This is a genomic window from Pseudoflavonifractor sp. AF19-9AC, assembly GCF_003478995.1.
GTDB lineage: Bacteria > Bacillota > Clostridia > Oscillospirales > Oscillospiraceae > Lawsonibacter.
In genome coordinates this window covers 217540-238864 of the sequence record NZ_QUGI01000005.1, presented here as the reverse complement: position 1 = coordinate 238864, position 21325 = coordinate 217540, and the positions used below count along the sequence as shown (strand labels likewise).

The window sequence follows — 21325 nt, the reverse complement described above, 5'->3', positions numbered from 1 at the left end:
GCCCATGTTTGAAGCCTATATAACCAATACAGCCCTGTACCCCTTAATGGGGATCGAGGTAGGGACAACGGTACATTTCCCCATGACGACACAGGAGTTGCAGGCCGCCCTTGCCAAAATCGGGATAGACGGGAAACGGTACAGCGAAGTGTTCTTTACCAGCTTTGACAGTGATGTGCTGGGGCTCTACGATCATCTCTACGAATGTGAGAACATCGACGAGCTGAACGAGCTGGGCCACGCCTTGCTGGAAGTACGGGATAAGGGCGGACTGGAAACCTTTGAAGCCGCTCTTGTCTTGGGAAACCACACAAGGAGCGTGAAGGATTTGATAAACCTGACGCAGAACCTTGACCTTTACCGCTTTTACCCGGATATTTCCGATGATGAAGGGCTGGGCCGTCTTTACGCCGACGAGTTTGGGACCATCGACATACCGGAGCACATTCAGAACTACTTCGATTATGAAGCATACGGGCGGGATGTGCGTATCAACGAGGGCGGCGTATTCGCTCCCGGTGGGTATGTGTCGGCAGTCCCGGAGGGCTTCAAGGAGTATTATCACGGGCCGCAGGACATCCCGCCGGAACACCGGATATTTGCCTATCCCGAAAAGGCCGAGCCTGTCCACTCCATTCTCGCCGCACTCAAACGGTTTCAAGAGACCCCGCCCGCTCCGAAAAAGGACAAGGCGGGACCTTCCCATGAAGAACGGTAAGACTTCGGGCCAGCATGGCCCGAAGCATGAAGGAGGTGCATACCATCAACTATTACCCTATCAATGAAGGAGCCGCCCGCCGGGCAAAGGAAATGAACAGCTTTTCCGACTACAAGGAAGGGAGCGCAACGGCGGAATACCGGGCAATGGTGGATAAGGCCGCCGCCATAGCCGAACAGCAAAAATCCAGGGTGGACCCCATGTACCATGAGAAGATCGACCATCTGCTGGACACCTACGCCCGCAAGCTGGCCGAAAACATGAACCAGGGCTTTGCCATTGACGCGAGGGTTCCCTCTGTGATGATCGCCGGACCTGCCAACTTCCCGGTAGGAAAAAAGGAAAAACAGAACCGGGCCCGAGACAGCAACATGGAGGAATGGCGGTATATTCAAGGGCTACTGGATAAGATACGCAGCACCGGCATGGGCGGGATCAGTGCCGATGACCCGGCAGCGATTGAAAAGCTCCAGAAGAAGCTGGACGGGCTGGAACGCTCCCAGCTCATTATGAAGGAGGTCAACGCCTATTACCGCAAGCATGGCAAACTGGACGGCTGTGCGCTGCTGTCGCCGGACCAGATCGAAAAGCTGAAAGCAAGCATGGCGTCAAGCTGGCGGAGCGACCCGAGGCCCTTTGAAAGCTACCAGCTTACCAACAACAATGCGGAGATCCGCCGGGTAAAGGCCCGTATCGAACAGCTTTCCAAACAGGCACAGCAGGAATTTTCCGGCTGGGAGTTCGATGGGGGCCGTGTGGAAATGAACCGGGAGGACAACCGCTTGCAGGTGTTCTTTGACGGAAAGCCTGACGCGGACACCCGGGCCGAGCTGAAAAGCAGCGGCTTTCGCTGGGCTCCCAGCGTAGGTGCATGGCAGAGGCAGCTCACGGACAACGCCATCCGGGCGGCTGACCGTTTGGAATGTATCAAGCCGCTGTCCGGCGAAAAGCCCTCCCAGCTTCAAAAGAAGCCCTCTATCTTGCAGACCATGCGGGAACAGGGCGAAAAAGTCCAGACGGAGCCGGAAAAGAAAGCTCCGTCCGGCAGGGATGCCGAGCGGTAAGCCTCGGGCCACATTGGCCCGAGGTTTTCTGTTCCCCGAAACTGTACGGGGGCCTCCCGGATAACGGGGACCCCGACGGAAAGGAGGTTTTATGCAGGAAGAAGTAAATCAAAAAACGGTTGCCCTTTCGATCAGGACAACAAAGCTCACGGGAAAGGTGCTGGCTGCCGCACTTGGAAAGGTGGCGCGGGCGGTGCAAAAGCACCACCGGAAGGCACTGACCCCGCAGGGACGCCAGAGCGTGAAAAAGCTGATGAACCACTATGGCGGCAAAAGTGCCATGCCCTATGTGGGAGCCCCAAAGGATTTTGACCGGATCGCGAAGGAGTTCCATGTGGACTATGCTTTCCATAAAGTGAGCCCCGGCCATTACCTGCTGTTTTTCAAAGCCAATCAGGCGGACGCCATCACGGCGGCCTTCCAGAAGTACAGCGCAAAGGTGCTGAACAAAGAGCAGGACAAGGCTTCCATCATCGGCCAGCTTCGGAAATTCACGGAGCAGATCAGGACGCAGGCAAAGGAAAAGCAGCGGACCAGAGAGGCGGTGAAGGACGGACGTTGAGTGACAAGATCAGAAAATATGTGCTCCCAAACCTGCCGTACCTCTTTGTGTTCTGGTTTTTCTCCAAAATCGGGACGGCCTACCGGATCGCCCCCGGCACAGACTTCGGGACAAAGCTCATGGGGATGCTCGATACCTTCCCCAAAGCCTTTGAAACCTACTGGCCGGGGCTTGGCGGTATTGACCTGCTGGTGGGCCTTGCCGGTGCGGCTGGGGTGTATCTGCTGATACAGTCAAAGATCAGGCAGGCGAAAAAATTCCGGCGGGATGCGGAATACGGCACCGCCCGCTTTGGAACAAAGGAGGATATAAAGCCGTTTGTAGACCCTAAATTTCAGAACAATGTCATTCTGACCGGGACGGAGTTCCTTACCATGAACACCCGTCCGAAGATACCTGCCAATGCCCGGAACCTAAACGCCTGTGTCATCGGCTCGTCCGGCTCGGGAAAGACAAGGTTCTGGTTGACCCCGCAGCTCCTTCAAGCCCATTCCTCGTATGTGGTGGTAGACCCGAAGGGCGGCACCCTCGACCAGTGCGGGCGGTTTCTGCAACGGGAGAAATACAGGGTGCGGGTGTTCAACAGTATCGACTTTTCAAAATCCATGCACTACAATCCGCTGGCCTATATCAAGACAGAAAGCGATGTTTTGAAATTTGTTACCGCCCTGATTGCCAACACCAAAGGCGACGGCAAGGAGGGCGACGAGTTCTGGACAAAAGCAGAAACCCTCTTGTACTGCGCCCTTGTGTCCTACATCGTCTTTGAGGGGCCGGAGGAAGAACGCAACATGAATACGCTGGTGGAAATGATAAACAGCATGGAAGTCCGGGAGGATGACGAAACCTTCAAAAATGCGGTGGACTATATGTTTGACGGGCTGGAACGCCGCAGCCCCCAGCACTTCGCCGTGAGGCAGTATAAGAAATACAAGCTCGCCAGCGGCAAGACAGCCAAAAGCATCTTGATTTCCTGCGGTGCAAGGCTGGCTCCCTTTGATATTCCCCAACTTCGGGAGATCATGTCTTATGACGAGCTGGAACTGGATAAGCTGGGGGATGAAAAATCGGCGCTGTTCTTTCTTATCAGCGACACGGACACCACCTACAATTTTTTGGTTGCCCTCGCTTTTTCGCAGATGTTCAACCTTCTGTGTGAACGGGCTGACAACACCTATGGCGGGCGTCTGCCCTACCATGTGCGGGTGCTGTGGGACGAGGCAGCCAATACCGGACAGGTGCCGGGGCTGGAAAAGATCGTGGCCGTCATCCGCTCCCGTGAGATCAGCCTGACGCTTTTTTATCAGGCTATGAGCCAGTGCAAGGCATTGTACAAAGACCATTCCGAAACCATCATGGGCAACATGGACAGTATCGTGTTCCTCGGAGGCCGGGAGGCTTCCACCCTAAAGGATATTTCGGAAAACTGGCTGGGCAAGGCCACCATCTCTATGCAGACCGAGGGCCGAAGCCGTGGACAGTCTGAAAGTTACAGCCAGAATATGCAGCGGCTTGGCCGGGAGCTGATGACCACCAGCGAGATCACCACCATGCCCGGGGATAAATGTATCTTGCAGCTTCGGGGGCTCCCGCCCTTCCTGTCCCCGAAGTATGACTTGAAAAAGCACCCGAATTACAAGTACACAGCCGAATTTGATAAAAAGAAAAACGCCTTCCGCTTGGAAAGCCTGTTCCGCCACCGGCCATTGAGACTAAAGCCGGAGGACGAATACACGGTGTACGAAGTGGACGGCTCCGACACGGACGAAGAAGCTGACCTGTTGAATTTCGATGATCTGGACAGCGACGAGTTCGTGTAACTTCGGGCCATGATGACCCGAAGCGCCGCCGATGTGGGCGGCTTTTTTTGTACCCAAAACCATCAAACAAACAAAATGGAGGAACGTATATGGAATTTTTCAATCAGGCAATCGACATTCTCAAAATTCTGGTTATGGCTCTTGGTGCCGGTCTGGCGGTATGGGGCGTCATCAACCTTCTGGAAGGTTACGGGTCGGACAACCCTGCGGCAAAATCACAGGGCATTAAGCAGCTCATGGCTGGCGGCGGTGTCGTTCTGATCGGTCTTCAGCTTATCCCTCTGCTGTCCGGCCTGTTCAGCTAAGTGTCACCCGTTGTCCCTTTTCCAGAAAAGGAGCTGATGTATGGACTTTATCATCGACGCAATCGTTGAATGGCTGAAAGGTCTGCTCGTCGATGGTATCATGGGAAATCTGGATGGCCTTTTCGATAACGTCAATCAGAGCGTTGGCGAGATCGCCACACAGGTAGGCACGACCCCGGCGGACTGGAACGCCGGGGTCTTTTCCATGATACGACAGATCTCTGAAACTGCCATCCTGCCAATCGCCGGGGTCATCCTCACTTTTGTAATGACTTATGAGCTGATACAGATGCTCATAGAACGCAACAACCTCCATGAAGTTGACACATGGATGTTTTTTAAGTGGGTGTTCAAAACCTTTGTGGCTGTGATGATCCTGACGAACACCTTCAATATCGTGCTGGCGGTCTTTGATGTGAGCCAGCATGTGATACAGCAGTCAGCGGGCATTATCCAGAACGGGACAGAGATCACGCCGGATGTGCTGGACAGTTTGCGGACAGAGCTTGAGGCGATGGAGTTAGGTCCTCTGTTCGGACTCTGGCTACAATCCTTCCTGATCCAGCTTACCATGATTGCCTTAAACATCGTGATCTTCGTCATCGTATATGGCCGTATGATTGAAATTTATTTACTCACAAGTTTAGCGCCTATCCCGTTTGCCACAGTCCCCAACAGGGAAACCGGACACATGGGGCAGAACTATTTCCGCTCCCTCTTTGCGGTGGGCTTTCAAGGTCTGTTGATCTTAGTCTGTGTCGCCATCTATGCGGTGCTGATCCAGAGTATCGCCACCGACGGCGACCCCATCGGGGCGATCTGGGGCTGTGTGGGATATACGGTGCTGCTGTGTTTTACCTTATTCAAAACAGGCAGTCTTGCAAAATCCATCTTCGGCTGCCATTAAGAGACTTCGGGCCATGCTGACCCGAAGCGGAAAGGAGAAATCCATGCAGGAAAAAACTGCGGGCGGAACACCAGCCGCCCCTATGAAACTGGATGTAAGCGTGCGGGTCATCGAACCTGTGAAAAACCTCATGGGCTTTGCCAGCGTGAAATTCAATGACTGCTTTGTGGTGGAAAATCTGAAAATCGTACAGGGCAGCAAGGGGCTCTTTCTTGGGATGCCCAGCCAGCCAGACGGCAAAGGCGGCTACCGGGATATGGCCTACCCTGTCACAAAGGAGTTCCGGGAACAGCTCAACACCGCTGTTCTGCAAGCCTATGAGGCAAAGCTGGAACAGATGGCGGAGCGCGGCTCTGTGGGGCGTGCGTCCATCAGCGACCAGCTCAAAGCCGGAAAAGCGGCTGCCGAACAGGCAAAGGCAGAACGGCCTCCGAAGGAAAAGCCCAGCCGCAGCGCAGAGCGTTGACCTCGGGCCATGCTGGCCCGAAGCAGAAAGGAGACGGAAACCATGCCACGCAAACGGACGGGCTATGACGCGGCCTGCTATTACGACGGAAAACTGCTGGGCCGCTGTACCAAAGCGGACAGCGATGCCTATACCCTGTTGATGAACGCCTGTGGTGGGGACGCCGCCCGGGTCCTGCGGGAATATGCCTATTTTTCCCCGGAACTTCGCGCCATATTGGAAAATGCGGCGCTCATGCAGGCAGACCGGAGCCGGACGGGCGGAATGTTCCATGCGCCGAAAAGCTCCCCGTGGGGCGAGGTGCAGAATTGTGAAACCCTCTGTCCGGGGGTGTTTTTGGTATCTACCGCCAGCCACGGCGGAACGATGGTGGCAAACGAGGTAGCCGCCGTTCTCTCCCCAGCGGCCAAAAAATGCGGCTTCAAGGACAAGGGCTATATTTGCTATGAGGAGGACGCACAGGAAAGCGTAGTGCTCCGGGAGCTGCTGGACAAAAAGCTGTGGAAAATCCCTGACCGCATTAAGGACAAAGGACAGTTTGAAGAAAAACTCAATCAGTCCATCCGGCAGTATCACCCCGAATACTGGCGGGCAAGGCAGAGCGGACGAGAGGCCGCCGAAGCTGCCCGCAGCACAGCCCCGGCCAAAGAGGCCGCAAGATAACCTCGGGCCATGCTGGCCCGAAGCAATAAAGGAGGTGTACCAAAATGGCCTATGTGCCAGTACCAAAAGACCTTTCCAAAATCAAGACAAAGCTGGCCTTCAACCTAACGAAGCGCCAGCTTGTTTGTTTTTCCAGCGCAGCGGCGGTGGGCCTCCCGGCTTACCTGTTTTCCCGTGGCAGTATCGGGAACAGTGCCGCCATGTTCCTGATGATCGGCCTCATGCTCCCGTTCTTCTTTCTGGCTATGTATGAACGAGACGGTCTGCCGCTGGAAAAAGTGCTGAAAAACATCATCCGCACCCGGTTCCTCTATCCCCGTGTGCGGCCTTACAAAACCGAAAACTTCTATGCGCTGCTTAGCGCCAGAAAGGAGGCGCAGCCGATTGCGAAACAGCAGAAGGGCCGGAAAGCCCGCAGGCAGAAAGCCTGAAAAGCAGGGCCTTACCGGCCTGTTCACGAAAGGAAAGAACATTCCCACCACCGCCCAGCAGACCCTCCCTTACCGGGAAATGTACCGGGACGGGGTGTGCCGGGTAGCGGACCGCTATTACACCAAAACCATTGAATACGAGGACATCAACTACCAGCTCGCACAGTCCGAAGATCAGGCAGCCATCTTTGACGGGTGGAGCGCCTGCCTCAACTACTTTGACAGCAGCCTTCCGTTCCAGCTTTCCTTCCTCAACCACCGGAGCCGCCCGGGCAGCCGGTACAGCGTGAACATCCCCATGCAGGACGATGATTACAACAGCGTCCGGTGTGAGTATGTGGAAATGCTGGAAAACCAGATCGCCAAAAGCAACAACGGCATTGTCCGCACAAAGCTCCTGACCTTCGGCGTGAACGTGGACGACCTTCCCACCGCCAGGGCAAGGCTGGAACGTGTAGAGGCGGACATTTGCGGGAACTTCAAAAAGCTGGGCGTCAAGTGCCGTTCCCTTTCGGGGCTGGAACGGCTGGAGCTTCTTCACGGGCAACTCCACCCCGGCAGCGGCTCCCCCTTCCGGTTTTCATGGGATATGATCCCCAAAACCGGGCTTTCCACCAAAGACTTTATCGCCCCGGACAGCTTCGATTTCCGTTTCAGCCGACTGTTCCGGGTGGGGACGACCTGGGGCGCTGCCTCTTACTTGCAGATTTTGGCCTCGGAGCTCTCGGACAAGCTGCTGGCGGAGCTTTTGGAAATGGATGCGGAAATGACCATTACCCTCCATATCCAGACCGTCGATCAGGCCGCCGCCGTAAAATCCATCAAGGCCAAAGTCTCCGACATTGACAAGATGAAAGTGGAGGAACAAAAAAAGGCAGCCCGGTCAGGGTACGACATGGACATACTCCCGCCTGACCTTGTAACGTACAGCAACGACGCAAAGACCCTCTTGGAAGATTTACAGAGCCGGAATGAAAGAATGTTCCTTCTGACCTTCCTTGTGGTAAACATGGCCCCGACCCGCCGGGAGCTGGACAACGACCTGTTCACGGTGTCCGGTATCGTCCAGAAATACAACTGCACCTTGAAGCGGCTGGACTTCCAGCAGGAGGACGGTTTTCTTTCCAGCCTTCCGCTGGGCCATAACGGCATTGAGATCAAGCGCGGCATGACCACCAGCTCCACGGCCATTTTCGTTCCCTTTATGACGCAGGAGCTCCGCATGGATGGCGAAGCCGTCTATTACGGGCTCAACGCCCTTTCCCATAACGTCATCATGGCAAACCGGAAAAAGCTCAAAAACCCCAACGGCCTGTTCCTCGGTGTGCCGGGCTCCGGTAAATCCTTCGCCGCAAAGCGGGAGCTTGTGAACGTGTTCCTTGCCACAAAAGACCGCATTATCGTGGTGGACCCGATGGGCGAATACTCGCCCCTTATCAGGCGGCTGGGCGGACAGGTCATCGAGATCGCACCGGACAGCCCCCACCACATCAATCCGATGGACATTGATTTGAGCTTTGACGAGGAAAACCCGATGGCACTGAAAGCCGACTTTATCCTGTCGCTGATGGAGCTGATCGTCGGCGGCAAGGACGGCTTGCAGCCGGTGGAGCGTACCGTCATTGACCGCTGTGTGCGCCAGATGTACCGGGAACACTTGCAGGACCCGGAAACAAGCAAAATGCCGACCCTCCAAACCCTGTATGACCTGCTCTGTTCCCAGCCGGAGGGCGAGGCGGTGCGGCTGGCGACGGCCCTTGAAATTTATGTGTCGGGCTCCCTTAACGTGTTCAACCATGAAACCAATGTGGACTTAAACCGCCGTCTGGTATGCCTTGACTTAAAAAAGCTGGGGGCCGGGCTTCGGACGATTGCCATGCTCATTATGCAGGACTTGGTAAACTCGCAGGTGTCCATGAATTTCCTCCGCGGTATCGCCACATGGTGTTACTTTGACGAATTTCATGTGCTGCTCCGTGACCGTCTGACGGCAAGCTATTGTGTGGCGATCTGGAAAATGCTGCGAAAAAAAGGGTGCGTTCCGAGTGCTTTAACGCAGAATGTAAAGGATTTTCTGGCAAGCCCGGAGATCGAGAACATCTTTGAAAACTCGGACTTCCTTGTGCTGCTCTCGCAGGCACAGGGGGACCGGCAGATTTTAGCCAAACAGCTTGGGATCAGCCCCCACCAGCTTTCCTATGTGACCCATACCAATTCCGGCGAAGGGCTGCTGTTCTTCGGGAATACCACCATCCCGTTTGTTGACCGCTTCCCGCAGAATACCGAGCTGTACGCCATTATGACCACCCGCCCGGAGGACAAAAAACAGGAAATGAACCGGGCGTAACACACTTCGGGCCATGATGGCCCGAGGTTTGGAAAGGAGGGATACATTATCGGAAAGAAACCGGACAAACGGAATTTTCAAAGGCCGGGGCCGACGGAGGATACCGGGGACAATCGCCCCGGACCGGCAGAACGGGAAGGACCTTCCCCCGCACCGTCCCGACGTCTGCGGTTTGAGGACGAGGATGCCGGGCAGGACAGTCCTTCGGGCCATGATGGCCCGAAGTCCAAAAGCGGCAAGTTTCAAGAGGACAGCCGCAAAAGCCGTCCCTCTGACCGCATGAGGCAGGAGGATGAAGCGAGCAGGCCGCAGGATACCGGCAGGGCACAGGAGCCGGAGGGCTCCGCCGAGAAGGCCGGGAGTAAAAAGGACAAGTACCAGAAGGCGCAGGCCAAAGCGGAGCGCGCCGGGGAAAAGCTGGGAAAGGCCCGGGAGAAGCTGGATAAGGTCGAGGCGAAACGGGCGGCGCAGAAGCCGCCGGGGCTTGCGAAGAAAGCTGTCCGGGGAGCCCGTACAGAAGCATGGTTCTATGTCCACAACAAGATCCACGAAGTTGAGCATGAAAATGTGGGTGTGGAAGGAGCCCATAAGTCGGAACTTGTGGCCGAGGCCGGAGCCCGGAAACTGACCCGGTATGCCAAACGCCGCTGGCGGGAGCACCCGGCCCGGAAGGTGGCAAAATGGGAACGGAAGGACATAAAAGCCCGGGCCAATATGGATTTTCAGAAGATGGCCTCCGAGCACCCGGAGCTTGCCAGCAATCCGCTTTCCCGTGTGCAGCAGAAATGGAAACTGAAACGCCGGTATTCCAAAGAAGCAAAGGCGGCTGCAAAACAGGGCGCAAAGACCGCAAAGAAAACCGCTGCCGCTTCGGGAACTGCGACCCGTCGGGCGGCGCAGTTTGTGACCCGTCATTCCGTGGCGGTGCTGGTCCTGCTCCTGCTGTTGCTGCTCTGTTTTCTTGTGTCGGCGGTAAGTTCCATTTTCCCCACGCTTGGCAGCGGCCTTGCCAATGCGTTATCCGGCACCTCCTACGCCTCGGAGGATACGGACCTGCTGGGGGCGGACGAGGACTACACAGCGCTGGAAAACGAGCTGGCGCAGACGGTAACGAACATCGAAAGCACCCATCCCGGCTATGACGAGTACCGCTATTCCGTGGACGAGATCGGCCATAACCCCTATGAGCTGGCGTCCTATCTCTCTGCAAAGTACCATGTGTATTTCCGGGAACAGGTGCAGGACGAACTGCGGGAGATCTTCAAGGCACAGTATGAGCTGACCTTGACGGAGGAAGTCGAGATACGCTACCGCACCGAAACCAGCACCGACCCGGAGACCGGGGAAACCACCACCGAGGAAGTCCCCTATGAGTATTACATCTTAAATGTGACCCTCACAAACAAGACGCTGCCCGCCGTGATCCTGCCGAGGCTTGACGAACAGCAGAGGCAGATATACACCGTTATGCAGCAGCTCAAAGGCAACAAGCCCTATCTGTGGGAGGGGATTTACAACGGCGGCGAAGATACCGGCCCCAGCTATGAGATACCCGGCGAGGCACTGGATGACCCGGCTTTTGCGGCGCTCATGGAAGAAGCCGCAAAGTACATCGGCTGGCCCTATGTGTGGGGCGGCTCCAGCCCGTCCACCTCCTTTGACTGTTCGGGCTTTGTCTGCTGGGTGTACACGGCCAGCGGCGTCCACAACCTGCCCCGTACCACGGCGCAGGGCATTTACAACCAGTGTGCTATCATTTCCCCCTCCGAGGCAAAGCCCGGCGATATTATCTTTTTCACGGGAACCTATGACAGCCCCGGCCCTGTGTCCCATGTGGGGATTTATGTGGGCGACGGGATGATGCTTCATTGTGGTTCGCCCATCCAATACGCAAACATCAATTCAAGCTACTGGCAGACACATTTCTATGCCTTCGGGCGTTTGTGAGCCAGAGGAAAGGAGTCCTTGCATGAACAAGATCGACAAGCTCGATAAGGAACTGGAAAAAGCCCGGGAGAAGGCTGCCGAGTGGCAGGCCAAAATCCGGGAGCTGGAAAAGCAGAAACAGGAGGAAGAAAACAGCCAGATCGTGCAGGCGGTGCGCTCCCTCAAATTGACGCCCGCCCAGCTTATGGCTTTTCTGAATGACCCCAAAAACAGCCTTACCGCTTCGGGCCATACTGACCCGAAGCCGGAGGCACCCGAAAAGGAGGACACAGCCCATGAAGAAAATTAAATACCGCAGGCTGACGGCGATGGCTGCCAGCCTTTTGTGTTGCCTGATCTTTACAGTCCCGGCTTATGCACAGAGCAGCGAGCCGCAGCCGGAGACAGCTCCCTCCCCGGCAGAAACCGAAGCAGAGCCGGAAACCCAGAACCCCTTTACCCCGGACGGGACGGGAACCGTGGTGGACAACGCCACCGACGAGGATGGAAAGGAGTTCTACACCATCACCACCGCAGACGAGAGCGTGTTTTATCTGGTGATCGACAAACAGAAAACCAGCGAGAACGTCTATTTCCTCAATACCGTTACCACAGACGACCTTCTGCCTCTTGCCGAACAGGGTAAGGAACCGCCCAAAGAAGTGACCCCGGAGCCAGAGCCAAAGCCCACTGAACCGGTGGAGGAAGTACCGGAACCCGAGCCGGAGAAAAAGGACAGCCCCCTTCTCTCTCTGCTCCTGATTGGTGCGGTGGTGCTGGCCGGCGGTGGAATTGGTTACTATTTCAAGATTTACAAGCCGAAGCATGAGGCCCCGGATTTGGAAGATGATTACTGCGAATATGAGGACGGGGAGCTGGAGGAGATCGCAGAGGAACCCGAGGACGAAGATACCCCGCCGTGGGAGGAAGATACGGAGGAATGAGAATGAATTTTACAAGCAGCCCTTTTGAACGAATGATGAAGGAAGTACCGCACCCCGGCTGGGACAATGACAACCCTTGTAAGGGATGCCGTTACTACAAGGAGTGCAAAGGAAAGAAAAAACAGTGCCGGAAGAAGTTCCGGGCGCTGATCGTGGAGCCCCGCCCTTCGGGCCATCGTGGCCCGAAGTCTTAAATGGACGCCCGGGAGCTGACCCGTGACGAGAAGAAGAAAATCCGTTCTCTGGTCACGGGGATGTGTGCCAACTATGACAGGGAAAGCGGCCTGTGCCTTCCTCTGGACTGTGCCTGTTATATGCTGCACAAGTGCTGGACAGGGGCGTACTGCCGTTACTTCCGTGAGGCTGTCCTGCCCCTTGACCCGGAGCTTCAAGCGGCGCTGACAACGGAAGGAATCTCCCCGGAACTGCGGGCCTGTGCGGTCTGCAGAAAGGCATTTTGGCCCGAGGGGCGTCAAGCCTACTGCTCCGAGGTCTGCAAGGCCGAAGGAAACCGTCGGAAAAGCCGGGAACGCATGAGGAAAATGCGGGAGAAAAGGCCGGGCGGCTGTTACGATTTGCCGCCTCCAAAGGCTTGACATTCCGGGCTTTTTTGAGGGTGTTTCTGGGGTGGGAATATCTTATTACATTCCTCCCCGGTCTGCCCTCTTATTTCGTAACATCCAGCACTTCGGGTCATGTTGGCCCGAGGCACAGAAAGGAGGAATCTCTTGGAGACAGTACAAGGATATGTGATTTTGAAAGCTGCCACCTTTGAAACCGGACACGGCTTTGCGCTGGGGCATAATCCGGGAGCGCCGAGCCCCTTTGTGACCTGGCAGTTTACCGAGGGGGAAAACGGCCATCGGGATTACTACTGGGGCCGCTATGGAACCAGTCAGGCGTGGGCGCAGAGGGACTTTGACCGCCGGGTGGACGACTATCAGCAGTTTTACCATGCGGCGGTCAAGCATACCGAGCTGGGACCGGAGGGCGTTTACCGCTATTATTCCACCCAGCGGCCCGTGGACATAGGAACTTACCCGAAGCCGCCGGATAACCAGCCTCTTTCCATCGTCAACTACGATGATGACAGGCGGCGTCCTGTGGCAGACGGCAGGCTGATGGCATGGGGCGAACTGACCTACGCAAAGCCGCTGACCGAAAAGCAGATGGAGGATTATGAGCTGAAACCAGCACCGGGCAATCCTGACCGGGTGCGCCCATCCATTACTGCCCGGCTCAAAGATGAAACCAGAGGGCAGGAACCCCCGAAGGAACCCGGCCAGAAGCGAAACCATAAAAACCATGAGGAACGATAAAGGAGGATCGCCATGCACGAAAAAGACAACTATTTGAAAACCGCCGAGCTCTCCACAGAGCAGAACTGCAACATGATCGACGGCGTACCCAACAACACGCCCATCCCGCCCACGCCCCCGGAGTTGGACGCAAAACCGCTGGATAAGGTAAAGGAGCCCAAAGAACGCCGGAAAGGCCGGGAGCTGGAACGCTGATGGAGAACCGCAAGCGGAATGTCCATCTGCACGTCATGGTAACACCGGACGAGCTGGCGGCCATCCATGAGCGGATGGCCGAGGCGGGCATTTCCAACGCCGGGGCTTATGTACGGAAAATGGCTCTGAACGGGTATATCCTGCACATCGACCTTACGCCCGTAAAAGAGCTGATCTCTCTGCAACGGCGCTGTTCCAACAATCTCAATCAGGTCGCCGTACACGCACACACCTATGGCGTGTACCCGGAGGAAATCGACGGATTGAAGCGGGACTATGAAAAGCTGTGGGGCGAGGTGTCAAAGGTGCTGCGGGAGCTTTCCGAGCTGGTGGCAAAGTAAGACGAGGGCGGCAGGCTTCCGTTGCGGGGCTTGCCGCCCTGCTCTTTTTTTACCACTTCGGGCCAGTATGACCCAAAAGTTTGGGACAGGATTTACTAATCTTTCGCAACATTTATGTCCCCGGGCAAGCATGATAAAATAGAGGTAGGAAGGATAGATAAAGGAGGTTTTGAAGATGAAGATACTGCTGAAAATATTGGTTGCTCCCTTTGCTTTAGCGTTGTCCCTTCTGGCGGCTCTGCTGGTGTTCCTATTTGATATTTGTGCCGTCCTGCTGACGATTGCCTCTGTGATCCTGACGGTGCTGGGTGTCGCTCTCTTTTTCACGCCGACGCCCATAGGCGGGATTGTATTTCTGTTTCTTGCCTTCCTTCTTTCGCCGTATGGACTGCAAGCGGCGGCGGGCTCCCTTCTTTGGGCGCTGGACGGAGGCAAATCCGCTCTGTACCGGTTTCTGGCAAGTTAAGCAGCCTCGGGCCATACTGGCCCGAAGTCGGGGCGGTCTGAATGGGCCGCCCCTTTCTCATGGAAAGGAGGAATGATTTTTGGCTACCACAACTTTGTTACAGCGCCATGCGGGCGAAGGCGAAACGATTGCTGAGGCTATCCGGGATTGTCTGGACTATGGCAAGGACCCGGAGAAAACAGAAAGCGGAAAGTATATCTCCGCTTATGAATGTGATCCGGCCACCGTGGCGGACGAGTTCCTTTTGGCAAAGGCCAGCTATGCCGCTATGACGGGCCGGGAACAGAAGAAAGAAAATAATGTGCTGTGCTATCAGATACGACAATCCTTCTATCCGGGCGAGATCACCCCGAAGGAGGCGAACCGTATCGGCTATGAGCTGGCTATGCGCTGGACAAAGGGGCGGCACGCTTTTATCGTTACCACGCACACCGATAAGCAGCACATCCATTGTCACATTTATTACAACTCCACCACCCTTGACTGCACCCGGAAATTCCGAAACTTTTGGGGCTCCAGCTTTGCCCTCCGTCGGCTCTCTGACAGGCTGTGTCTTGAAAACGGGCTGTCCATTGTGGAGAACCCGAAGCCCCGGAGCAAGGGTAAGTATCGGAATTATGGAGAATGGCAGAAAGAACGAAAAGGGCCGCTTTCCTATCAGGACAGGCTGCGCCTTACCATTGATACTGTACTGGCGGAACGCCCCGCCGATCTGGATGAATTTCTTGCCCTGATGAAACGGGCCGGGTATGAGGTCAAGACGGTTCGGGGCGGCGGTATCAGCTTCCGGCTGACCGGACAGGGACAGGAACGCTTCACCCGTCTGCGTGCCTCCACGCTGGGGGACGGCTACGACTTGCAAGATGTTCTGGCCGCCATTGAGGGTAAAGAAAAACGCTCCGGGCGCTCGGAGCGGAAAATCAGTCTGGCGGTGGATATTCAAGCGAAGCTGGCTGCCGGTAAAGGGCCGGGATATGAACGCTGGGCGAAGGTATTTAACATTAAGCAGATGGCCGCCGCTCTTGCCTATATACAGGACAATGGCCTGACCGATTATGAGCAGTTGGCGCAGAAGGCCACCGAGGCGGCAGACCGTTTCCATGCCATTTCCGAGCAGATCAAGCAGACAGAACAGGCCATGAAAACCAATGCCGGGCTAAAGGCCGCAACGGTTCAGTATGCCAAAACCCGTCCAGTCTTTGAGCAGTATAAGGCGACGAAGTACAGCCGGAAATTCCTTGCGGAGCATGAGGCCGACCTTGAACTGTACCGGGCTGCACAAGCGGAAATGCGCTCTCTGCTGGGCGGGGCGAAGCTCCCCAAAATGGATGTGCTGAAGGAAGAAGGCCGTAAGCTCACAGCAAAGAAAAAACAGCTCTATGGAGAATATCAAAAGGCACGACGGGATATGCAGGAGATCGTCACGATCAAAGCGAACATTGACACTCTGATGGGCTACACCGAACCGGGAAGAAAGCAGGAAAAGGAGCGTTAAGGTTATGAAAACAAGGAGCAAAGCGACGCTGACACTTCGGGCCATGTTGGCCCGAAGATACGGGTTTGGGGCGAGCCCCAACAAGCCGCCTTTGTGCCACTTGTGGCCACAGAGGCATTGCTTGCCACTTAGCGACAGCCCCTAAAATGGCGCAAAAAAACAGAGGCCCTTATTCTGGAACCTCCGTTTCTCTGGCTTTCTTAATGCCCTCGGCTGTGGCTTCTATTACAACAAGCTCTTTTTCATTCATAGAATTTAGGAGTACATCAATGTGCTTTCTGCAAGAGCTTGACCTTGCCCCTCCGTCCGCATGAATAAACTGGTCAACTGAAACGTCAAACATGGTAATGAGTTTAACAAAAAGGTCGAAACTGGGATACTGACCTTTGTTCTCAATATTCATAATGGTACGGGAGTCACGGTCTACTAATTCCGCAACATAGGCTTGTGTCCATCCCTTTTCTTCTCTGGCTCGTTTGAGAGCCGCCCCGAGGCCGTGAAAGTCAAACCTTCTTTCTTCTTGGTCCATTTTCATATCACCCTATATCATTGTACATTTCGGGTCGGGTTATGAGAATGTAATGAGATTTTACACAAGGTAGTATTTCGTTTCATCAATATGCAGCCTCCAACTTGTATTGTTCGAGATAAAGAACTATAATGTACTCTGTGGAGGTGCGAAATGGACTATATGACATTGAAAGAGGCCGCCGAGAAGTGGGGCGTGACACCTCGTAGGGTAAATTATTATTGTGCTGGTGGGCGTATCCCCGGTGCTGTGAAAATGGCCGGTGTTTGGCTGCTCCCTAAAACTGCGGAGAAGCCGACTGATAGGCGCAGAAAGGAAGGAAAAAAGAATAATGAAGATTCTCTTAATTGAAGATGATATAGAAATAAGTGAAATGTTATGTAGCTATCTTATAGCAGAAAATTTTGAAGTTGTCTGCGCTACCGATGGTCAAAAGGCATGTGAGGCTTTCGACATTGGTTCTTATAGTATCGTCTTGTTGGATTTGATGATTCCCAAAATTACAGGTATGAATGTAATGAAGTATATTCGTCAAAAAAGTACGGTGCCAATTATCATCATTTCTGCAAAGGATTCGGATTCCGACAAAACTTTAGGTTTGGGCCTCGGTGCGGATGATTATATTACAAAACCGTTTTCCATAACAGAGGTTATGGCGCGTATTAAAGCAAACATACGGAGAAATACCGAATATGCTGCCGTACAGCCAGAGCAAACGAAACTTGTGTGGGGCCCATTGGTTATGAACTTGGAAAATCACACCGTCACAAAATCAGGCGAGATTATCGAACTGACCGCAAAAGAATTTGATATTTTACGGCTGCTTCTGGAAAACCCACAAAGGGTCTACACAAAGGCTCAAATCTATTCTTTAATTTGGAATGATGCCTATATGGGGGATGAAAATGCCGTCAATGTTCACATCAGCCGTTTACGAACGAAAATTGAGGATGATCCACGAAAGCCACAAGTTGTTATAACTGTATGGGGAATTGGCTATAAGCTGGGAGAACAGAAATGAGCAATGCGACAATTATCTTTTTACTAACCCTCTGTATTATGATTTTAATCTGTATCATTGTGTACCAGCAGTTTGTATTCCATAACGGAACAAAAGCAAAAATACATGAGATCAGCAGCAAATTGAAAGAACTTCTTGACACCGACAGCGACGAAAAAGTGACAGTCTTTACCGATAATAAGGCACTGATAGAGCTTGCAACACAAATCAATCGAATGTTGGAAGATCGGCAAAAAGTAAAAGTTGAGTATCGGCGGGCTGAAATGGCATCCAAAAAGATGTTATCTAACATTTCCCACGACATTAAAACTCCCATGACAGTGATTCTTGGCTATTTGGAGATTATGCGTTTGAACGGAACCCAAAGCAATGAAATGTTGCAAAAGGTAGAAAGCACTGCCCAGCGGGTAATGGGATTGATTACACAATTCTTTACGCTTGCTAAATTAGAGGCTGGCGATACAGATATGCCATTGGAGCGTTTGAATGTGAACGAAGCCTGCCGGGAAAATATTTTGGATTTCTATGAACTCCTTTCACAAAAAAATTTTGAAGTGGAAATTAACATACCCGATCATGTATTGTATGCAAATGCCAATAAAGATGCGTTGCAAAGAATTATGTTCAATTTGATTTCCAATGCAATTCGCTATGGCGGCGATGGAAAATATTTAGGTATGTTTTTGCGGGCAGATCAGGCACATATCTATATAGACATTGTGGACAGGGGCCGTGGAATTGAAAAAGAATTTGCCGATTCGGTTTTTGATCGGCTGTTTATGATGGAAGATTCCAGAAATAGTGCTATGCAGGGAAATGGTCTTGGACTGACGATTGCGAAAAATCTTGCCTTGCAACTCGGTGGCGATATTACTTTAGAAAGTCAACCGCACCAGAAAACAGTTTTCACTATTACGCTCAAGAAAATGGCCTATTAAACCATAGGTCATTTTTTCAAGAAAGAAATTTGTAAGAATTATTCAAGAGTTTTGAAAATCGAACTTTCTATAATGTCAGTAGAAAGGAGGGCAAGACAATGCCATTTATTTTACAAACAAGTGGTCTTTCTAAAAAGATCGGTAGTAAGGCACTTGTCGCTGATGTTAATATTCATATTCCCAAAGGGGAAATTTATGGTTTTCTTGGTCCTAACGGAGCTGGTAAAACCACAGTGATGAAGATGATTACTAACCTTTGGAAACCTACCAGTGGGACTATTGAGGTGTTTGGAGAGGTATTGACTCCAAAATCCTATGAAGTCTTAAAAAGAATGGGAAGTATCATCGAGTTTCCCACCTTTTATGACCACATGACCGGGCGTGAGAACTTACAGCTTCATTGTGAGTATATGGGCTATTACAATGTTGACAGTGTTGAAAGTGCGTTGCAAATGCTGGACTTGACATCAGCAGCCGATCAGCCGGTCAAGAACTATTCCCTCGGCATGAAAGAACGCCTCGGAATTGCAAGAGCCATTATGTGCAAGCCGGAACTGCTTATTCTCGACGAACCCACAAACGGCCTTGATCCAGCAGGAATGAAACAAATCCGTGATTTATTAAAAACACTTTGTTCGGAGTACGGTATTACCGTTATGATTTCAAGTCACATTTTATCTGAAGTGGAGAGTATTGCGGATACCGTTGCTATTATCCATCACGGAAAAATGATGAAAGAAATTCGTATGCAAGATATTGAGGAAATGAACCTCAATTATGTGGAGCTTTCTGTCACGGATGAAAAGCGGGCTGCCTATGTCTTGACTGAAAAGTTGGGTCTGCAAAATTTTAAAATTCTTGACAGCGGTAAAATTCGCATATATGACCATGCAGCGTCTACCCAGCAGTTGACGAAAATACTGGCTCTGAATGATGTTGAAGTTGTGAGCATTGGAAAGAAATCTGAAACGCTGGAGGACTACTTCTTGAAGCTGACCGGGGAGGTGAAATATCATGCTTAAACTCATTAGGCTGGAATGGAAAAAGAATAATGTAGGCAAGTACATTCGCAATGTGGTTATCATGTCGGCTCTGATCTGCCTGTTCATATTTGCCCTTTGCTATTTGGGAATTGCCAATGATCCTGATACGGGTGTTCCTGATGCGGCGCCGGGTAACAGTGCGATTTCTTCCTCTATCGAGCTGTTTACAAGCATGGCTTTTCTGGTGTTTACCAGTGTCATGTTGTCCACATACATTGTGAGCGCCTATAAAAACAAAACCATGAACTTAATGTTTTCGTATCCAATTAAGCGACAGAAAATTCTCGTTTCTCAAATGTTAGCTGTATGGATTTTCAATTTCGTGGCTCTGGTGCTGACAAAACTATTGATTTACGGCTGCATTTTACTTGGTTCACAATTCATGGTTTCCTCATTCCCACTGGACTACAACATGGCAAGTATGGGGTTCTATATTCAGTTACTCTTAAAGTCCGTTGTCATTGTAACCATGAGTTTTATCGCCTTGTTTATTGGTATGGCTATGAAGTCCTCAAAAGCTACCATCGTATCATCTTTTCTGCTGATTTTTTTGACACAGGCTAATGTGGGCGATTTTTCTTTGGCGGATAATGCCATTCTTCCTGTTGTACTTATGGTACTTTCCTTAATCTTTGCGTTTCTCTCGATTTACAATGTGGAAACTAAGGATTTGAACTAAAATGCTCGATGAAAAGGAAAGTTCTTATAGTGATGCCAATTATAAATTGATATTAAATAGTTATTAAACTGCCGGGCGACGGCAAAAGAAAAAAAGCCGTCGTCCAGCAGACACATTTCCATGCGCCTATGAAGCGGCGGCTTTGAGAAAAATCAGAGCCGCCGTTTCTTTTCATTTATCCTAAACCAACGACGACCTAACACCGTGCAAATCCACGGCGGCATATAGGAGGATTGCCGCCGTGTCTATTTTTGTCTTTTTTCACAGTACCCATGACCTACATCAGTTAAAAAAAGCATAGCTCCCCCTCCGGGTTATTCCGGCTATGTATGTGAAATTTGTTGGAACTTTAACTATCATGTCATTTCATGCGTCCGTGTGGCTTCATGCCGCCCGGGCGCTTTTGTGTTCTTATGGGGCTGCTTCGGGTCTTGTTGGCCCGAAGTCATTCCCCGGTGCCGCTCCCCGCCGCCTTCGTTTCGGTCACTCGTCAACCAACAACCGAAACGGAGGTCAATATGGCTATTATCAATTTGCGGGACTATTACCCATTCTATACATCGGATTGCTTCATGGAAGTATCGGAAGAAGTTGCAGAAATGTTCAAAGAGTTTGATCGTAAAGAGGCTGCTTATCGGCTGCGTACATACCGCCACAAAGCCTACTATTCCCTTGATCGGGATGACGGGCTGGAGCATGAGGCTGTCTTTGTCGCTTTATCTCCCCATGAACTGTATGAGCGGAAAGTGACCATGCAGGAACTTCACGCAGCGATTATCAGTCTGCCAGACAAACAGGCAAAACGGATTTACGCCCATTTCATTCTCGGCATGACCAAACAGGACATTGCCCGGGCAGAGGGCGTCCATGAAAAAGTAGTTCGTGTCGCAATCGAGCGAGGTCTGCGTCGCTTAGAAAAAATTTTGAAAAATTCTTTGTAAGGCGTACCGATTTAGGCCGGAAAATGAAATGGCTTATGAGAGGTAAAACACTTCGGGTCACAATGGCCCGAGGTTCAGACAAGCCTCATGCAGATTGAAAATTGAATAAAAAGACACCCGGATACGAAGGGGAACGCGCTGTGTGACAGACCCGCCATGACCTCAGATTTCAGAGAATACAGTCTTTGTAAAACTGAGCGAGCGA

At 52.4% G+C, this 21325-nt stretch carries 27 protein-coding genes; 26 read left to right on the top strand and 1 reads right to left on the bottom strand.

Annotation, left to right across the window (positions count from 1 at the left end):
• Positions 1-4: 4 nt before the first annotated feature.
• The 20 genes from DWX58_RS10415 (at position 5) to DWX58_RS10315 (ending at position 15969) form a co-directional block, all read left to right on the top strand.
• Positions 5-718 (top strand): antirestriction protein ArdA, encoded by a 714-nt coding sequence (locus tag DWX58_RS10415; RefSeq protein WP_117531777.1) that lies wholly within the window; start codon positions 5-7, stop codon positions 716-718.
• 14 nt (positions 719-732) lie between these two features.
• The gene (locus DWX58_RS10410) at positions 733-1782 is read left to right on the top strand and encodes a hypothetical protein (protein ID WP_118359302.1); all 1050 of its coding nucleotides are present in this window, start codon (positions 733-735) and stop codon (positions 1780-1782) included.
• 91 nt (positions 1783-1873) lie between these two features.
• Positions 1874-2344, top strand: coding sequence for a PcfB family protein (locus DWX58_RS10405; protein WP_118643603.1), 471 nt, complete (start codon positions 1874-1876; stop codon positions 2342-2344).
• Entirely contained in the window at positions 2341-4164 is a 1824-nt protein-coding gene (locus DWX58_RS10400) for a VirD4-like conjugal transfer protein, CD1115 family (protein ID WP_118594583.1), read from the top strand. The genes DWX58_RS10405 and DWX58_RS10400 overlap by 4 nt, the downstream gene beginning before the upstream one ends.
• A gap of 89 nt (positions 4165-4253) precedes the next feature.
• On the top strand, positions 4254-4469 hold the full coding sequence (locus DWX58_RS10395; RefSeq protein ID WP_016306504.1) for a Maff2 family mobile element protein: 216 nt from the start codon (positions 4254-4256) through the stop codon (positions 4467-4469).
• A gap of 40 nt (positions 4470-4509) precedes the next feature.
• Complete coding sequence (locus tag DWX58_RS10390; protein ID WP_005927637.1) at positions 4510-5376, top strand: VirB6/TrbL-like conjugal transfer protein, CD1112 family; 867 nt, start codon at positions 4510-4512, stop codon at positions 5374-5376.
• 82 nt (positions 5377-5458) lie between these two features.
• A complete protein-coding gene (locus DWX58_RS10385; protein WP_243093419.1) occupies positions 5459-5842 on the top strand; it encodes a SpoVG family protein in 384 nt (127 codons plus the stop codon).
• 9 nt (positions 5843-5851) lie between these two features.
• Complete coding sequence (locus tag DWX58_RS10380) at positions 5852-6505, top strand: hypothetical protein (protein WP_118643601.1); 654 nt, start codon at positions 5852-5854, stop codon at positions 6503-6505.
• A 44-nt stretch (positions 6506-6549) separates the two neighbouring features.
• The gene (locus tag DWX58_RS10375; protein WP_003500106.1) at positions 6550-6936 is read left to right on the top strand and encodes a PrgI family protein; all 387 of its coding nucleotides are present in this window, start codon (positions 6550-6552) and stop codon (positions 6934-6936) included.
• 79 nt (positions 6937-7015) lie between these two features.
• Positions 7016-9283, top strand: coding sequence for a VirB4-like conjugal transfer ATPase, CD1110 family (locus tag DWX58_RS10370; RefSeq protein ID WP_032520999.1), 2268 nt, complete (start codon positions 7016-7018; stop codon positions 9281-9283).
• A gap of 279 nt (positions 9284-9562) precedes the next feature.
• Positions 9563-11230: a CD1108 family mobile element protein gene (locus DWX58_RS10360; RefSeq protein ID WP_118643599.1), complete on the top strand. Its 1668-nt coding sequence runs from the start codon at positions 9563-9565 to the stop codon at positions 11228-11230.
• 22 nt (positions 11231-11252) lie between these two features.
• Positions 11253-11519, top strand: coding sequence for a DUF4315 family protein (locus DWX58_RS10355; RefSeq protein ID WP_005927622.1), 267 nt, complete (start codon positions 11253-11255; stop codon positions 11517-11519).
• Positions 11506-12153, top strand: coding sequence for a DUF4366 domain-containing protein (locus tag DWX58_RS10350; RefSeq protein WP_064786967.1), 648 nt, complete (start codon positions 11506-11508; stop codon positions 12151-12153). Before DWX58_RS10355 ends, DWX58_RS10350 begins: the two co-directional genes overlap by 14 nt.
• On the top strand, positions 12150-12347 hold the full coding sequence (locus tag DWX58_RS15985; protein WP_015567061.1) for a hypothetical protein: 198 nt from the start codon (positions 12150-12152) through the stop codon (positions 12345-12347). Before DWX58_RS10350 ends, DWX58_RS15985 begins: the two co-directional genes overlap by 4 nt.
• On the top strand, positions 12348-12749 hold the full coding sequence (locus DWX58_RS10340; protein ID WP_118643597.1) for a cysteine-rich VLP domain-containing protein: 402 nt from the start codon (positions 12348-12350) through the stop codon (positions 12747-12749).
• A gap of 132 nt (positions 12750-12881) precedes the next feature.
• Positions 12882-13472: a hypothetical protein gene (locus DWX58_RS10335; RefSeq protein WP_202615304.1), complete on the top strand. Its 591-nt coding sequence runs from the start codon at positions 12882-12884 to the stop codon at positions 13470-13472.
• Between the two features lie 12 nt (positions 13473-13484).
• Entirely contained in the window at positions 13485-13667 is a 183-nt protein-coding gene (locus tag DWX58_RS10330) for a DUF4316 domain-containing protein (RefSeq protein ID WP_003500078.1), read from the top strand.
• Complete coding sequence (gene mobC, locus DWX58_RS10325; protein ID WP_005927607.1) at positions 13667-14008, top strand: plasmid mobilization relaxosome protein MobC; 342 nt, start codon at positions 13667-13669, stop codon at positions 14006-14008. The genes DWX58_RS10330 and mobC overlap by 1 nt, the downstream gene beginning before the upstream one ends.
• A gap of 175 nt (positions 14009-14183) precedes the next feature.
• On the top strand, positions 14184-14474 hold the full coding sequence (locus DWX58_RS10320; protein ID WP_005927606.1) for a CD1845 family protein: 291 nt from the start codon (positions 14184-14186) through the stop codon (positions 14472-14474).
• A gap of 79 nt (positions 14475-14553) precedes the next feature.
• Complete coding sequence (locus DWX58_RS10315; protein WP_118643595.1) at positions 14554-15969, top strand: relaxase/mobilization nuclease domain-containing protein; 1416 nt, start codon at positions 14554-14556, stop codon at positions 15967-15969.
• 169 nt (positions 15970-16138) lie between these two features.
• On the opposite strand, the gene DWX58_RS10310 is transcribed toward DWX58_RS10315, so the two are convergent.
• Positions 16139-16504, bottom strand: coding sequence for a helix-turn-helix transcriptional regulator (locus DWX58_RS10310; RefSeq protein ID WP_199648761.1), 366 nt, complete (start codon positions 16502-16504; stop codon positions 16139-16141).
• A 147-nt stretch (positions 16505-16651) separates the two neighbouring features.
• Here DWX58_RS10310 and DWX58_RS10305 point away from each other — a divergent pair, with 147 nt between their 5' ends.
• The 6 genes from DWX58_RS10305 (at position 16652) to DWX58_RS10280 (ending at position 21120) form a co-directional block, all read left to right on the top strand.
• A complete protein-coding gene (locus tag DWX58_RS10305) occupies positions 16652-16849 on the top strand; it encodes a helix-turn-helix domain-containing protein (RefSeq protein WP_015515114.1) in 198 nt (65 codons plus the stop codon).
• Positions 16830-17519: a response regulator transcription factor gene (locus DWX58_RS10300; protein ID WP_028088182.1), complete on the top strand. Its 690-nt coding sequence runs from the start codon at positions 16830-16832 to the stop codon at positions 17517-17519. Before DWX58_RS10305 ends, DWX58_RS10300 begins: the two co-directional genes overlap by 20 nt.
• Positions 17516-18457, top strand: a complete 942-nt coding sequence (locus DWX58_RS10295) for an ATP-binding protein (RefSeq protein WP_118643593.1) — start codon at positions 17516-17518, stop codon at positions 18455-18457. The genes DWX58_RS10300 and DWX58_RS10295 overlap by 4 nt, the downstream gene beginning before the upstream one ends.
• Positions 18458-18555: 98 nt before the next feature.
• Positions 18556-19479, top strand: a complete 924-nt coding sequence (locus DWX58_RS10290; protein ID WP_117614004.1) for an ABC transporter ATP-binding protein — start codon at positions 18556-18558, stop codon at positions 19477-19479.
• Positions 19472-20179 carry a hypothetical protein gene (locus tag DWX58_RS10285; protein WP_015515118.1) on the top strand — a complete coding sequence of 236 codons (708 nt, stop codon included), beginning with the start codon at positions 19472-19474 and terminating at the stop codon, positions 20177-20179. Before DWX58_RS10290 ends, DWX58_RS10285 begins: the two co-directional genes overlap by 8 nt.
• 518 nt (positions 20180-20697) lie before the next feature.
• Positions 20698-21120, top strand: a complete 423-nt coding sequence (locus DWX58_RS10280) for a sigma-70 family RNA polymerase sigma factor (RefSeq protein WP_199648759.1) — start codon at positions 20698-20700, stop codon at positions 21118-21120.
• The last annotated feature ends 205 nt before the right edge of the window (positions 21121-21325 follow it).